12 protein-coding genes and 3 tRNA genes are annotated in these 14635 nt (G+C 70.6%); 4 read left to right on the forward strand and 11 right to left on the reverse strand.

Going from position 1 to position 14635, the window contains the following annotated elements:
• Positions 1-18: 18 nt before the first annotated feature.
• The 8 genes from purF to purS form a co-directional block, all read right to left on the reverse strand.
• Positions 19-1536 carry an amidophosphoribosyltransferase gene (gene purF, locus ACH5AF_RS16900; RefSeq protein WP_398902425.1) on the reverse strand — a complete coding sequence of 506 codons (1518 nt, stop codon included), beginning with the start codon at positions 1534-1536 and terminating at the stop codon, positions 19-21.
• Positions 1537-1971: 435 nt separating this feature from the next.
• Entirely contained in the window at positions 1972-2772 is an 801-nt protein-coding gene (locus tag ACH5AF_RS16905; protein WP_398902426.1) for an META domain-containing protein, read from the reverse strand.
• 85 nt (positions 2773-2857) lie between these two features.
• Positions 2858-3649, reverse strand: coding sequence for a sterol carrier family protein (locus tag ACH5AF_RS16910; RefSeq protein ID WP_398902427.1), 792 nt, complete (start codon positions 3647-3649; stop codon positions 2858-2860).
• 10 nt (positions 3650-3659) lie between these two features.
• A complete protein-coding gene (locus tag ACH5AF_RS16915) occupies positions 3660-4502 on the reverse strand; it encodes a M23 family metallopeptidase (protein WP_398902428.1) in 843 nt (280 codons plus the stop codon).
• Between the two features lie 44 nt (positions 4503-4546).
• Complete coding sequence (locus tag ACH5AF_RS16920) at positions 4547-5062, reverse strand: ArsR/SmtB family transcription factor (protein WP_398902429.1); 516 nt, start codon at positions 5060-5062, stop codon at positions 4547-4549.
• A gap of 127 nt (positions 5063-5189) precedes the next feature.
• The gene (gene purL, locus ACH5AF_RS16925; protein ID WP_398902430.1) at positions 5190-7439 is read right to left on the reverse strand and encodes a phosphoribosylformylglycinamidine synthase subunit PurL; all 2250 of its coding nucleotides are present in this window, start codon (positions 7437-7439) and stop codon (positions 5190-5192) included.
• Entirely contained in the window at positions 7436-8116 is a 681-nt protein-coding gene (purQ, locus tag ACH5AF_RS16930) for a phosphoribosylformylglycinamidine synthase subunit PurQ (RefSeq protein ID WP_398902431.1), read from the reverse strand. The genes purL and purQ overlap by 4 nt, the downstream gene beginning before the upstream one ends.
• Positions 8113-8358 (reverse strand): phosphoribosylformylglycinamidine synthase subunit PurS, encoded by a 246-nt coding sequence (purS, locus tag ACH5AF_RS16935; protein ID WP_017240564.1) that lies wholly within the window; start codon positions 8356-8358, stop codon positions 8113-8115. The genes purQ and purS overlap by 4 nt, the downstream gene beginning before the upstream one ends.
• Before the next feature lie 278 nt (positions 8359-8636).
• On the opposite strand from purS, the gene ACH5AF_RS16940 reads away from it, so the two are divergent.
• The 4 genes from ACH5AF_RS16940 to ACH5AF_RS16955 all read left to right on the forward strand — a co-directional run bounded on the left by ACH5AF_RS16940 (position 8637) and on the right by ACH5AF_RS16955 (position 9682).
• Positions 8637-8972, forward strand: a complete 336-nt coding sequence (locus tag ACH5AF_RS16940; protein WP_398902432.1) for an Lsr2 family protein — start codon at positions 8637-8639, stop codon at positions 8970-8972.
• A gap of 137 nt (positions 8973-9109) precedes the next feature.
• Positions 9110-9181 (forward strand) — tRNA-Gly (locus ACH5AF_RS16945).
• 81 nt (positions 9182-9262) lie between these two features.
• Positions 9263-9335 (forward strand) — tRNA-Gly (locus ACH5AF_RS16950).
• 274 nt (positions 9336-9609) lie between these two features.
• Positions 9610-9682 (forward strand) — tRNA-Gly (locus tag ACH5AF_RS16955).
• A gap of 300 nt (positions 9683-9982) precedes the next feature.
• Here the strand turns inward: ACH5AF_RS16955 and ACH5AF_RS16960 are convergent.
• The 3 genes from ACH5AF_RS16960 to ACH5AF_RS16970 form a co-directional block, all read right to left on the reverse strand.
• Positions 9983-10882: a phosphoribosylaminoimidazolesuccinocarboxamide synthase gene (locus ACH5AF_RS16960; protein WP_398902433.1), complete on the reverse strand. Its 900-nt coding sequence runs from the start codon at positions 10880-10882 to the stop codon at positions 9983-9985.
• A 95-nt stretch (positions 10883-10977) separates the two neighbouring features.
• Entirely contained in the window at positions 10978-12447 is a 1470-nt protein-coding gene (locus ACH5AF_RS16965; protein ID WP_398902434.1) for a N,N-dimethylformamidase beta subunit family domain-containing protein, read from the reverse strand.
• Between the two features lie 297 nt (positions 12448-12744).
• Positions 12745-14403 (reverse strand): hypothetical protein, encoded by a 1659-nt coding sequence (locus ACH5AF_RS16970; protein ID WP_398902435.1) that lies wholly within the window; start codon positions 14401-14403, stop codon positions 12745-12747.
• Positions 14404-14635: the final 232 nt, after the last annotated feature.

Genomic DNA, 14635 nt, shown 5'->3' on the forward strand with positions numbered 1-14635 from the left:
CGTGTCGTACTGCAGGGATCACGGGCGACGGAGCGCGTCGGCGGCATCGGCGCCGCCCGCCAGCTCGGTCTCCAGAAGCTGCTTGCCCAGCAGCTCGGGGTCGGGCAGCTCCATCGGGTACTCGCCGTCGAAGCAGGCGCGGCAGAGGTTCGGCTTGGCGATGGTGGTCGCCTCGATCATGCCGTCGATGGAGATGTACGCGAGGGAGTCGGCGCCCAGGGACTTGCCGATCTCTTCGATCGACATGCCGTTGGCGATGAGCTCGGCGCGCGTCGCGAAGTCGATGCCGAAGAAGCACGGCCACTTGACCGGCGGGGACGAGATCCGGATGTGGACCTCGGCGGCACCGGCCTCGCGGAGCATCTTCACAAGGGCCCGCTGGGTGTTGCCGCGGACGATCGAGTCGTCGACGACGACCAGCCGCTTGCCGCGGATGACTTCCTTGAGCGGGTTCAGCTTCAGGCGGATGCCCAGCTGGCGGATGGTCTGCGAGGGCTGGATGAAGGTGCGGCCCACGTAGGCGTTCTTCACCAGGCCGGAGCCGTACGGGATGCCGCTCGCCTCGGCGTAGCCGATCGCGGCGGGCGTTCCGGACTCCGGCGTCGCTATGACGAGGTCGGCCTCGACCGGGGCTTCCTTGGCCAGTTTCCGGCCCATCTCGACCCGGGAGAGGTAGACGTTCCGGCCGGCGATGTCGGTGTCGGGACGCGCCAGGTAGACGTACTCGAAGACACAACCCTTGGGCTTCGCTTCTGCGAAGCGAGAGGTGCGGATGCCGTTCTCGTCGATGGCGATGAGCTCACCGGGCTCGATCTCGCGGACGAAGCTGGCGCCGCAGATGTCGAGCGCGGCGCTCTCGGAGGCGACGACCCAGCCCCGGTCGAGACGGCCGAGGACCAGCGGGCGGATGCCCTGCGGGTCGCGGGCCGCGTAGAGGGTGCCCTCGTCCATGAAGACGAGCGAGAAGGCGCCCCGGACTTCGGGAAGGACCTTGGCGGCCGCCTCCTCGATCGTCAGCGGCTTGCCGTCGTCGTCGACCTGTCCGGCGAGCAGAGCGGTGACCAGATCGGTGTCGTTGGTCGCGGCGACCTGGGTGGACCGGCCGTTCTCCTTGGGGAGCTCGGCGACCATCTCGGCCAGCTGCGCCGTGTTGACCAGGTTGCCGTTGTGGCCGAGCGCGATCGAGCCGTGGGCCGTGGCCCGGAACGTCGGCTGCGCGTTCTCCCACACGGAGGCGCCCGTGGTCGAGTAGCGGGCGTGACCGACCGCGATGTGACCGGTCAGGGAGCCGAGAGAGGTCTCGTCGAAGACCTGGGACACCAGGCCCATGTCCTTGAAGACGAGGATCTGAGAGCCATTGCTGACCGCGATTCCCGCGGATTCCTGGCCTCGATGTTGGAGGGCGTAGAGCCCGAAGTAAGTGAGCTTCGCGACCTCTTCACCCGGAGCCCAGACACCGAAGACGCCGCAAGCGTCCTGGGGGCCCTTCTCGCCGGGGAGCAGGTCGTGGTTGAGTCGTCCGTCACCACGTGGCACGCCACCGAGTGTAGGCGAGATCGACCACTGGTCCGAATTGGGGATGCCACGCAACCGGTTTCCGGGAGCCCGGCGGGCGGTGCTCATGACACGCCGAGGGCAGGAATTCTCGTGGCTCCGGCGGCCGTCCGTGCGCTGCACGGAGATCGGCAGCGTGTCCGTCGGCACGTCCGCATCCTGAGACGAACGTCGACCCACCTGGCCGGGACCGGCCGAGCTCCCGGTGGGCAGTCCCTGCGGCGACCGTGCTGTCACGTGCGTGGAAGCGCCGCCCTGCCGCCCTGGTCGGCGGGGCGAGCGCCGCCTGCGGCCGCGTGCGCCAGTTCACATCCGGTGCTGTCGGCGTCCGGTTCCTTTACGGGGCATTCCGGGCATGCCGCAACGCCTCTCAGGCCCCTCGCCGCACCCGATTCAGAGGGGTGTGCCCACGCCTGATCAGCGCATGTCCGCGAACGCCGCCAGACCCTTGCCGTTCGACGCGGTGAGGGTCAGCGTGCGGTGCTTCACCTCGTACTTCACCGTCCCCTGGCCGAGGACCTTGACCAGCTCACGCTCCAGATCCATCTCCGGCCCCGGGCACAGCTTCCTGGTGGAGGCGAGACGGCCGAGGGTGATCGAGTCGCCGGAGACCTTCGCGGTGCTGGAGAAACGGTTGCAGCCGAGGCTGCCGCCGACGGTTCCGTCCTCGGCGATGGTCAAGTGAGCCTTGCCCTCCGTGCCGGCGGGCAGGGAGGTGGCGGTCTCACCGGACACCAGGGAGTCCACGGTCCACCTGGTGCCGATCAGCGGGGCGGGCTGCTCGGCGGTCATCGCGATGGCGTCGCCCTTCTCGGTGGTGAGGGTGAGCCTGCCGTCGGTGACCTTCGCCTTGAGCTTGCCGGAGAACGCGGCGCGCAGGGTGTCCTCGAAGCCCTGGACCTTCTTGTCACAGCCCATCTCGGTCATCTCGCCGGGACCGACCGTGACGGTGTCGCCCTTGATCGTGATGTCGGCGCCGAAGTGGTTGCATCCGTAGTTGCCCATGGCCCGGCCCTTGTCGGTGATCTCGACATACGCGTCGGTGGGCGCCGCGGTCTTCTTGCCGTCCACACTCACGCTGTCCACGGACCAGCGCACGCCGGTGAGAGGGACGTCCGGCGCCACGGAGTTCCCGGAGCCGCCTCCCGGCTCCGTGCCGCAGGCGGACAGGGCCAGGAGGGCCACGGCGGTGACAGGAATGCTCAGCTGGTAGCGCATACCCCTGGGACGGGACGGCCCCGACAGCGGTTCCCCGTCTCCAAGGCCGGTACGGCCCGGGGCCCCGACGCCCGGCCCGGCGCGATCAGCCGAGGATCGGCAGCAGCGCTCCCAGGTCAGCCCGCTCGCCGCTGGCCCTGACCTTGGCGGCGTCCACGGCCTCCGGCCAGCCCGTGCGCCCGGTGGCGAGCCGGATCCAGGTCAGCGGATCGGTCTCGACGACATTGGGCGGCGTGCCCCGGGTGTGCCGGGGGCCGGCCACGCACTGAACGACGGCGAACGGCGGAATCCTGACCTCGGTCGACGCCCCGGGCGCCTTGACCGCGAGCGCGTCGGCGAGCAGCCGGGTGCAGGCGGCGAGTGCCTGCCGGTCGTACGGGATGTCCAGACCGGTCGCGTCGGCCAGGTCGTCGGTGTGGACGATCAGCTCGACGGTCCGTGTGACGAGGAAGTCCCCGAGCCTCATGGCACCGAACCGGGTCGGCACCAGCCGGTCGTCCGGCACCAGGGGCAGCAGCTCCCCGACGCGCTCGGCCGTGCGCGCGTACAGCTCGTGGAGACCGGCGCCCGCGGCGAACTCCCGGGTGTCCTCGTCCACCTGCCCGGCGGCCGTGACGGTCGCGAACGGCCAGTCGAGCAGCGCGACCTCCTGGCGCGCCGGCTCGGGCATCGCGAGATACCGCGGGACGGCCGCCACCGCCATGGCGATGTGCGCGGCCAGCTCCCGCACGGTCCACTCCCCGAGCCGGGTGGGCAGGGCGAGCTGCTCCTCGCCGAGCCCGCCCACGACCTCGCGCACCTGCTGGAACTGCGCGAGCACGGCGGCACGGGTCCGGACGGGGTCGTAGGCGCGGAGGCGCTTCTTCGCGGGCGGCATGGGGCCGACCCTACGGGGTGGGCAGGCTGCCGGGCACCGTCTCACCGACAGTGAACAACTCGCCGTTCCTGGGGACTTCGAGGCCGCGCCAGCGGAACGGGATCCCGACCGCGGTGTCCGCGTCCGGGCCGTCCATCAGCTGGAAGTGGAGGTGCGGTTCGGAGGAGTTGCCCGAGTTGCCGCACCCGGCGAGCAGCTGGCCCGCCCGGACCCGGTCCCCCGGCCGCACGGCGAGCGAGCCGCGCTGGAGATGTGCGTACGCGGCGAACACCCCGTCACCGAGGTCCAGGACGAGATGGTTGCCGAAGATCCCGCGGACTCCGCCGAGGTCCCGGAACGACGCCTCGACGATCAGCAGGTAGAGCACCGCGGGCAGCGAGTTGCGGCTGAGATGGTCGCGCTGACGGTCCTCGGCGTGGACGACGGTGGCATCGGCGACGGCGAACAGCGGCTCGCCGAAGGCCGGAAAGTCCTTGCTGCGGCGGACGAGCGGCCACAGGGCCCGGAAGCCGGGCCGGGCACCCTCGGCGGGCTCGGCCACGAGGTCGATGGCGTACGTCTGCCCGTAGCCGTGGGTGCCGTGGCTGGGGGTCCGGTCGGCCGGGCTGTTCAGGGCGGACCAGCGACCGCGCACGGGTGCATCGACCTCGACGGCCTCGCGCGGGTGCTGACGCCGCACGAGCCGGGCGGTGCGGACGGAACCGGTCACGAATATCGCGAGGGAGAGCACCGCAGGGAGCCAGATCCAGAACCACGCGAACGGCAGTCCGACGAAGACGCCGAGGGCGACGAGCGCGAAGAACACCACCCAGCTCGACCGATAGATGATCAGGAGTGCTTTACGGACGGACATGGTCGTTCCCCCTTGCTCTGTCACGGGCGCTGCGTCACGAGCTGTCAAGGGCATGCGGCGGTCAGCACCACGAGCAGCGGAACCACACGGCCCCCCGGCACCTCGTAGCGGCCGCGCCCTGTGGTGTGCAGCCAGCCCGCACCGGTCAGCTGGCGCAAATGGTGGTAGATCTGGCCGGTGGTGCCGAGCCCTTCGAGCTCGGCCAGCTCGGCGGCGGTGCGGCGGCCGCCGAGGATCTCGCGCAGCAGGCGCAGGCGGACGGCGTGGCCGAGAGCCGCCAGCGACTCGGCGGTCCGCCCCGGGCCGCCGGCGTCCTCCCCGAGGAGCCCCGCGGTGAGCGCACCGTACTGCCACTCGTACCGTTCCCCGGTCGGCAGGCGTACGGCTCCGGTGAACAGCACGCCGCCGTCCGCCGCCGCTTCGCCGGCCGATGCGAGCTGCTGCTTCAGCCCCTCCAGCGCCCAGAAGTCGCCCTCGGCCGGGCTCGTGGCTGCGGACGGGGTGTGCTCCAGTGCCGCCAGCCGCCGCTCGAGCGCGGTGACCCGTTCTTCCAGATCCATGGAAGCGATATTACGTAACTACGTAATATCGTTCAACCGGGAAACGCCGAAGCCCCCGTCCGGTCGGTCCGGACGGGGGCTTCGAAGCGCGTCTGTCCGACATGGCGTGTGTCGGACGAGGCGTGCGTCAGACCAGCAGACCCGGGATGGTCTCCTCGTGCGCCGTACGCAGCTCGCTCAGTGGGATGCCGAACTCGCCCTGGACCTCCACCGCGTCGCCGTCGACCACGCCGATGCGGGTGGCGGGCAGGCCACGCGCACCGCACATGTCGGTGAAGCGGAGCTCCTCGCTTCGCGGGACAGCGACGACCGCACGGCCGGCCGACTCGCTCAGCAGGAAGGTGAACGCGTCGAGGCCGTCCGGGACGACCAGGCGTGCGCCCTTGCCGCCGCGCAGGCAGGACTCGACCACGGCCTGGATCAGGCCGCCGTCCGAGAGGTCGTGCGCGGCGTCGACCATGCCGTCGCGCGAGGCGGAGATCAGGATCTCGGCCAGCAGCTTCTCCCGGTCGAGGTCGACCTTCGGCGGCAGACCGCCGAGGTGGTCGTGGACGACCTGGGACCAGGCCGAGCCGCCGAACTCCTCGTGGGTGTCACCGAGCAGGTAGAGCAGCTGCCCCTCCTCGGCGAACGCGATCGGCGTACGGCGGTTGACGTCGTCGATCACACCGAGCACGGCCACGACCGGCGTCGGGTGGATCGCCGTCTCACCGGTCTGGTTGTAGAGCGAGACGTTGCCGCCGGTGACCGGCGTGCCAAGCTTCAGGCAGCCGTCCGCGAGACCGCGGGTGGCCTCGGCGAACTGCCACATCACGTCCGGGTCCTCGGGGGAGCCGAAGTTCAGGCAGTCCGAGATCGCGAGCGGCTTCGCGCCGGAGGCGGCGACGTTGCGGTACGCCTCCGCGAGCGCGAGCTGCGCACCCGTGTACGGGTCGAGCTTGGCGTACCGGCCGTTGCCGTCGGTCGCCATGGCCACGCCGAGGTTGGTCTCCTCGTCGATGCGGACCATGCCCGCGTCCTCGGGCTGGGCGAGCACGGTGTTGCCCTGCACGAACCGGTCGTACTGATCCGTGATCCACGCCTTGGAGGCCTGGTTCGGGGAGGCGACCAGCTTCAGGACCTGCTCGCGCAGCTCCTCGGAGGTCCGCGGACGCGGCAGCTTGCCCGCGTCGTCGGCCTGGAGGGCGTCCTGCCACGACGGACGCGCGAAGGGACGGTGGTACGTCGGGCCCTCGTGGGCGACCGTGCCGGGCGGCACGTCCACGATCAGCTCGCCGTGCCAGAAGATCTCCAGGTGGTCGCCTTCCGTCACCTCACCGATCACGGTGGCGGTGACGTCCCACTTCTCGCAGATCTCCATGAAGCGCTCGACGTGCTGCGGCTCGACGATCGCGCACATGCGCTCCTGCGACTCGCTCATGAGGATCTCCTCCGGCGAGAGCGTCGCATCGCGCAGCGGCACGGTGTCCAGCTCGACCCGCATACCGCCGCTGCCGGCGCTCGCCAGCTCGGAGGTGGCACACGACAGACCGGCGCCGCCGAGGTCCTGGATACCGGCGACGAGCTTCTCCTTGAAGATCTCAAGGGTGCACTCGATCAGCAGCTTCTCCTGGAACGGGTCACCGACCTGGACCGCCGGCCGCTTGGCCGGACCGGTCGACTCGAAGGTCTCCGAGGCCAGCACGGAGACGCCACCGATACCGTCGCCGCCGGTCCGGGCTCCGTACAGGATGACCTTGTTGCCCGGGCCCGACGCCTTGGCGAGGTGGATGTCCTCGTGCTTCATCACACCGATGCACCCGGCGTTGACCAGCGGGTTTCCCTGGTAGCACGCGTCGAAGACGACCTCGCCGCCGATGTTAGGCAGGCCCAGGCAGTTGCCGTAGCCACCGATGCCCGCGACCACGCCCGGCAGGACGCGCTTGGTGTCGGGGTGGTCGGCCGCACCGAAGCGCAGCGGGTCCACGACCGCGACCGGACGCGCCCCCATCGCGAGGATGTCGCGGACGATGCCGCCCACGCCGGTCGCCGCGCCCTGGTAGGGCTCGATGTACGACGGGTGGTTGTGCGACTCGACCTTGAAGGTCACCGCGTACCCCTGGCCGACGTCGACGACACCCGCGTTCTCGCCGATGCCGACGAGCATCGCGTCGTTCTCGGGGACCTTCTCGCCGAACTGCTTCAGGTGGACCTTGCTGCTCTTGTACGAGCAGTGCTCCGACCACATCACGCTGTACATCGCGAGCTCGGCGCCGGTGGGACGGCGGCCGAGGATCTCGCGGATCCGCGCGTACTCGTCCTCCTTGAGGCCGAGCTCCTTCCAGGGCTGCTCGGCATCCGGGGTCTCGCCCGCGTGCTTGACGGTGTCCAGAGTCATGCTGCGACCAACTTCTTCAGGATCGAGGTGAAGAATCCGAGCCCGTCGGTACGACCCGTACCGATCAACGGCTCCACGGCGTGCTCCGGGTGCGGCATCAGACCGACCACATTGCCCGCGGCGTTGGTGATGCCGGCGATGTCGCGCAGTGAACCGTTGGGGTTGACGTCGAGGTAGCGGAAGGCGACGCGGCCCTCCGCCTCCAGCTCGTCGAGCACCCGCTCATCGGCGACGTAACGGCCGTCCATGTTCTTCAGCGGGACGGAGATCTCCTGGCCCGCCTCGTAGTCCGAGGTCCAGGCGGTGTCCGCGTTCTCGACGCGCAGCTTCTGGTCGCGGCAGATGAAGTGCAGGTGGTTGTTCTGCAGCATCGCGCCCGGCAGCAGATGGGCCTCGGTGAGGATCTGGAAACCGTTGCAGATGCCGAGGACCGGCATACCGGCCTTCGCCTGCTCGATGATCGTGCCCATCACCGGCGAGAAGCGGGAGATGGCACCGGCACGCAGGTAGTCGCCGTACGAGAAGCCGCCGGCGAGGACGACCGCGTCGACCTGCTTGAGGTCCTTGTCGCGGTGCCACAGCGGAACGGCCTCGGCGCCCGCGAGGCGGGCGGCACGCAGAGCGTCCCGGTCGTCGAGCGTTCCGGGGAAAGTGACGACTCCGATACGAGAGGTCACGACTCCACCTTCACGATGAAGTCCTCGATGACGGTGTTGGCGAGGAACGTTTCGGCCATCTCATGGATGCGGGCGAGGGCGGCGTCGTCGACCGGCCCCTCCACCTCCAGCTCGAAGCGCTTTCCCTGACGGACGTCCGCGATCCCGGCGAATCCCAGACGCGGCAGTGCACGCTGCACCGCCTGCCCCTGGGGGTCGAGGATCTCGGGCTTGAGCATGACGTCGACTACGACGCGAGCCACGGGCACTCCCGGTGGTGTGTTGCGAGGGCGGTTCCCTCAGCGTACCCGGCTCGAAAATCTACGCGAGTAGATATACGCCGCACCCACCGGAAATCCCCGGAAAGAATCTCTGCCGCCTTTGCGGCGGAGACGCGCGGAAAATTGCTGGGGCTTCACAATGCGTGGTCGCGCGCTGTACAAAGGAATACAGAGGAAAGCAGCATTGCCCCTCAACGGCCGTAAAGCCGGTATCGCCGCACGTCAGAACCGGTGATACCGCAGGGAAAGGACCGATATCCGTGGCTCAGCGAGTAGTGGTCACGCTCTCCGATGACATCGACGGCGGAGAAGCGGCGGAAACGGTCATGTTCGGTCTCGACGGGAAGTCGTACGAGATCGACCTCAATACATCCAATGCAAAGAAACTGCGCAAGGCCCTGGCCCCGTACGTGGCCGCGGGCCGAAAGCTGACGAAGGTCACCAAGCGCGACAAGGCGCGCATCTCGTACCGGCACACCTCGCTCGAGCCTTCCCCGGCCGCGGTCCGCGCCTGGGCACAGTCGCACAAGATGGACGTGCCCGCCCGGGGCCGTATCCCCAAGCGCGTGTACGAGGCGTTCCGCGAGGCCAGTTGAGCGGCCGGCCCCCCGGGGCCGGGGCCCGGCCCGCGCGCGAGGACCGGGCCGAACCGAGTTGCACCGCACCCCCGGTGATCGGCTAGAGTCTGGAGCACGCCGAAGGGCAAGGCCGAAAGGCCCGGCCCACCGAGCATGCGGGTGTAGTTCAGTAGCAGAACATCCCCCTTCCAGGGGGAAGGCGCAGTGTGCAATTCCTGTCACCCGCTCTGCACCATCATTACCGTCCACCGATGTGGATCAGGTACAGTGGTCAACGCACCGCCCGGTGAGAGCCGAGCGGCAGCAATGCGGACGTGGCTCAGTTGGTAGAGCATCACCTTGCCAAGGTGAGGGTCGCGAGTTCGAATCTCGTCGTCCGCTCAGAGAGCGAAGGCCCTGGTCGATATGACCGGGGCCTTCGCCGTTCTCCGGTACCGGATATCCGGCCCTGTGACGATTGCCACAGGAATCCCCGCATACAGGGTGCTGCTCCCGATGCCGCTCGCCGCGTATCCCGAACCTCGGCGGCGGGTCCCACGCTCCGGGCGGTCCGGGCGGCCTGGCGGCCTGGCGGAGACCGTCCCGGAGATCTGTACGGCCGTATGTCTCATCCACCTCCGAGTTTGGGTATAGTGGTCCCCGCGCTACGGCGCATGCGGACGTGGCTCAGTTGGTAGAGCATCACCTTGCCAAGGTGAGGGTCGCGAGTTCGAATCTCGTCGTCCGCTCGACACAAAGCCCCCGGCGATCTCGCCGGGGGCTTTCTCGTGCGCTTCCTGTGCCGCGACAGGCCGTGTGTGCCCGCCGAGGAGCATCGTCCGGTGGCTGGGGCTCCTCCCGTACCGAAGGGCCACGGTGGAGACCGGCGAGCGGCTGGAAGCCCTCGTGGCGGAGCCACTGGCCTTTGACCAACACAGCGCCGGGCCCCCGTGGCCGAAGGGCTACGACGGGGGGCCTGCGGGGGTGGAGGCCTGCGGGAGGCCGTGAGAGGGCGTGCGGCGCGGCAGGCCGAAGCCTGCCGGGAGGCACTAGCTCCAGGTCGTCCCCGTCAGCAGCTCGTACGCCTCCAGGTACTTCGCCCGGGTCGCGTCCACGACGTCCTGCGGCAGCGCGGGCGGCGGCTGCTCGCTCCTGCGGTCCCAGCCGGAGGCCGGCGACGTCAGCCAGTCGCGTACGTACTGCTTGTCGTACGACGGCTGGGCGCGGCCCGGCTCCCAGGAGGCGGCGGGCCAGAAGCGGGACGAGTCCGGGGTCAGCACCTCGTCCGCGAGGACCAGGGTGTCCCCGTCGAAGCCGAACTCGAACTTGGTGTCGGCCAGGATGATGCCGCGCTCCCGGGCGATGTCGCGGGCACGCGCGTACACGTCGAGCGTCGTGCGGCGCAGATGGGCGGCGGTCTCCGCGCCGACCTGGCGGGCGACCTCCTCGTAGCTGACGTTCTCGTCGTGGTCGCCGACGGCCGCCTTGGTGGCCGGCGTGAAGATGGGGGCGGGCAGCTCGGAGCCGTCGCGCAGCCCCTCGGGGAGCGCCAGGCCGCAGACCGTACGGGTCTGCTCGTACTCGACCAGGCCGGAGCCGGTCAGATAGCCGCGGGCGACGCACTCGACCGGGACCATGTTCAGCGACCTGCAGACCAGGGTGCGGCCTTCCCAGTCGGCCGGGGCACCGGCGGGCAGCTCGGTGGACAGCACATGGTTCGGGACGAGGTCCTCCAGCCGCTCGAACCACCACAGGGACAGTCGGGTCAGGACCCGGCCCTTGTCGGGGATCTCGGTGGGCAGCACCCAGTCGAAGGCGGAGATGCGGTCGCTGGCCACCATCACAAGGTCGCCCGCCTCGTTCCGGTACAGGTCGCGCACCTTGCCGGTGTGCAGATGCACCAGGCCGGGCACCTGGGTCGGCTCGGGCTTTTCGACGAATCCGGACACGGTTCCTCCGCGTGGTTACGTACAACGGATCCGATTGTCCCGTATCCGGGCGGGACTCTCCCGGGCAGGGTGCCGGACGCGGCGGACCGGGCGGCCTAGTCGCGTTTGCAGATGCGGTCCAGGAGGTTGGCCGTCGCCCGCTGGATGCGCGGGTCCACATGACCGGGCCGGTCCAGGGCGGGTGACCATGCGAAGGTGCCGGAGGCGAACACCAGGGCGCCCGACGGCGCCCGGTACAGCGACGTCTCCTGGTGGCGCAGTACCCCGTCGCCGTCCTCGTAGGGCGAGTGCGCGAGCAGGATGCGGCCGACGTGCTCGGGCAGCGCGGTGCGCGGGAAGTAGCGGTCGGCCTCGCCCGCGACCAGGCCGGGCAGCTCGTCGCCCTCGCCCGCGCCGGTCGCCTCCCACAGCCAGTGGTCCGCGTTGCGCACGACGAGGGGCGAGGGCTCGGGAACACGGCCCGCGTACTGGATGCCCAGCAGCAGTTGCTCGGCCCGGTCCACCTCGCGCCACAGGGCCGGTTTGCCGGGGCCGCGGCGCTTGCGACAGGTCAGCAGGCGCTCGGGCCTCCCGGACGGGGACGGACCGAGTTCGCCCCGCCAGTACATGGTGTTGGCGGAGAGGAAGACCAGCGAGGTGCCCCGGTCGCGGGCGGCCTCGACGGCGTGGCGCATGGGCGCCGACCAGTACTCGTCGTGGCCGGGGAAGACCAGGCCGCGGTAACGGGAGGGATCGACGCGGCCCGCGTGGAGATCGCGGGTGTCGGCATAGGCCAGGTCGTAGCCGTAGCGCTCGGCCCAGCGGATGAAGTCGTAGGCATGGCCGACGTGCAGGGGCAGGCCGGCACCCGCATAGGGGCGGTCGTAGGAGACCGTGACGGCGGCGTCCTCCTCGCCGAGGAGCCGGCCGGTCTCGTCCCACGCGTGGTACAGGCTCGCGCCGGTGCGACCGTCCTCCGGATAGAGGTTGTACGCCTGCCAGGTGACGTCGGGCAAGAGCAGCAGCAGGTCGGCCGGATGGTCGTCGCGGACCGTGAAGGGGATGTGGGACCGGTAGCCGTCGAGCGTGGTCAGCACGGCGACGTACGCGCCGATCGACCAGTACGAAGGGATCTGGAGCCGCCACGAGAGCCACCAGTGGTGACAGGAGACCGTGCGGTCGGCGGTGAGCGGGGGCGGCTGGACGATGCCGGACAGCCGCGGACTCGTGGTGATCTTCGCGGCGCCGTCGCCGCCGTAGTGCCCGATGCGATAGATGTCGACCGAAAACTGCTGCGGCGGGTCCACGGTGACGTGGAAATCGATCGCCTCGCCGGGCGCAGCCGCCCCCGGCGACACGAACCCCTTGATCTGGCGGTGCACGTCGTCCGCCGTACGCGGGCCGCCGGAACCGCAGGATCCGCCACGGGCAAGGGCCGGGTCGGCGTACCAGGGGACGACCTGGCCGGTGTCGCCGAAGTAGTGCTCACCACCGCGCAGCCAGGGGAGCGGGCCCTGCCCGAAGGGGTCGCTGACGGCGTGTGCGAGGGCTCCCGATTCCCATCGCCGGATCTGCTCCGCCCCCATGCTTCGCCCTCCCTCGGTGCCCCCGGTCCACGGTTGCGCGCCGACCTGTTCAGCGCCGGTCTCCAGCACATCACATAACGCACTCACTCCGTCACCGTTCGTCGCGAATTGACGCGAAGGGGAAGGGATCGTTCCGGATGGGGCGTGGGCAGCGAGTCCTGGGGGCGGGGAGATGCGGTTGCCGCGGGGGATACGGCTCGTCTCGGGCCGGGAGACGCGGTCGTGGCGGGCAGCTACGGCTCCGGCCGGGAGATGCGTCGTCGCGGGCGCGCGGCGAGCGGGGGTGCGTGGTGCGGCTCAGGCGAGGCGGACGGGCTTCTCCGGCCGTACGCCGAGGGAGCCGAGCCACACCCGCAGAGGCTGCGCGTCACCGTCCTCGACGAGGCTCAGCACCGGTGCCATGAGATCGCCACGCCGCTCGCCGTCGATCAGCAGCGCCGGCCCGTCCAGCCAGTCCAGGCCCGGCGCAGCACCCACGGTGTCGACCGCGGTGCAGCACACCATCGCGACGACATGGTCCGCGAGCAGCTCACGGCCGGTGCGCGGGGGCTGGAGCGGGCACAGGGGCAGCGGATCGCCGCCCCACAGGGCCAGAGCGTCACCCACCCCCTCCCGCGCGGCATGTGACTGCCCGGCGGCGCCGGCCTCACGGCCGGCCTCCTCCCGGGCCGCACGGGCGGTGAGCGCGGCGGCCAAGTCCTCGCTCGCAGCACCGCCGGGCCGCTGCGACAGGTGCTCCATCACGCGGGTGAGCGTCGGCCCGTCTGGCCCGGCCGACGGCGGAACCCCCAGTTCGTCGAGGACCTGGTGGATACGAGCGGCCTCCGTACGCCACTTACGGTCCACCACCTCGTCCGGATACTGCTGCCAGTCCACCGGGGACCAATTGGGGCCGCTCCCGGCCGGGCCGCCGTGGAACAGCCTCGCCGCGAGCAGCGACGCCGCCTCGTCCACCGCCCCCGGCTCCTCCAGCAGGTCACAGGCCGGACGCTCGCCCAGCCTCGAAGTGAACCCCTCGGCCAGACGGTCGCGCCGGGACAGCTCGGTCAGCGCCGACACGACGCCCGCGTCCAGCCGCGAGGGCCAGCGGCCCATGCGCCAGGCGGGCAGCGCGACCCTGGTCAGCAGCCGGTCCCAGCCCGCATAGGCCAGGCCCACCTGCTCCTGGGCGACGATCCGCAGGCCGTAGTCCACATCCTGTGCACGCTCGGACGCGGCGGCCGCGACCCAGCGCTCCATCTCGGCCGCAGGCATCTGACAGGCGCGCAGCAGGGCCCGGGCCATCCGGCCGGTCAGCAGCGACAGCGGCCTGCGTATGGGCCGCTGCCCTGTGTCGGCGGCGTCGGCGACCGCGGCGTCCAGGCCGCGCACGAAGCGGCGGGCGGCGGCTATGTCGGGATCGGCGGCGAGGCCGGTGCCCGCGACGACCGGGGCGAGTACGGCCCGCAGCTCGGCGACCCGCATCCACCACAGGAACGGTGAGCCGATGACCAGGACCGGCGCCTTGCCCGAACGCCGCCGGGCACCGGATATGGAGTGCGCCGGGTGCGTACGGTCCTCCAGCCAGCTGTCGCAGTCCGGGGTGAGGGCGAGGGCGGAGGGCGCGGGCACGTCGAGACGCTCGGCGAGGTCATGGACCAGCCGGTAGAGATCGGGGGCCGAGCGCTCCGGAAGCTCCACCGTGGGGCTGAGCGCGGGAGTCGCCCGGGTGATGACTGCGGCGACCGCCGTGGTGGCGAGCAGCACGACCACGGCGCACACCGTCACGGTCCAGCGCGCGACGTCCCAGCCGCCACCGGTCATCCGCCCCATGGCACCGCCGGCGAGCAGGACCACGGCCGAGGCGGCGGGGAGCAGCGCCACGGCGGTCGCCCAACCGCGGACGCGCAGCACGGCGAGGGCCTTGGAACGGGCGCCCCGAGCGCCCACCGACTCCCCGATAGCGGTACCGGACACGACCGGACGTCACCCCCTCTGCCCTGCGACGGTGTTGGTCACTCCCCCACTGTGGCACCGCCCACTGACATCGCAATGCCGGTGGGCCAAGTGCCGGAACCCTTGCGCCGCACCCTAGTTGGGGCTTTGGCGACCGTCATCCGGATGGCTCAGCCATCACTCGATGGAATGGCTTTGGGCAAAGGATCGGCCGGTTTCCGGGGGCGTATGGACGCGGACGGGGCGTACGGGT

This window comes from Streptomyces sp. NPDC018833 (assembly GCF_044390825.1).
Taxonomy (GTDB): Bacteria; Actinomycetota; Actinomycetes; order Streptomycetales; family Streptomycetaceae; genus Streptomyces.

Bases quoted from the DNA above. Each gene is read 5' to 3' on its own strand.
- ACH5AF_RS16910 (WP_398902427.1), bottom strand. From the start codon at position 3,649: ATGCCGCCCGCGAAGAAGCGCCTCCGCGCCTACGACCCCGTCCGGACC.
- purL (WP_398902430.1), bottom strand. From the start codon at position 7,439: ATGACTCTGGACACCGTCAAGCACGCGGGCGAGACCCCGGATGCCGAG.
- ACH5AF_RS16920 (WP_398902429.1), bottom strand. From the start codon at position 5,062: ATGGATCTGGAAGAACGGGTCACCGCGCTCGAGCGGCGGCTGGCGGCA.
- ACH5AF_RS16905 (WP_398902426.1), bottom strand. From the start codon at position 2,772: ATGCGCTACCAGCTGAGCATTCCTGTCACCGCCGTGGCCCTCCTGGCC.
- ACH5AF_RS16915 (WP_398902428.1), bottom strand. From the start codon at position 4,502: ATGTCCGTCCGTAAAGCACTCCTGATCATCTATCGGTCGAGCTGGGTG.
- ACH5AF_RS16965 (WP_398902434.1), bottom strand. From the start codon at position 12,447: ATGGGGGCGGAGCAGATCCGGCGATGGGAATCGGGAGCCCTCGCACAC.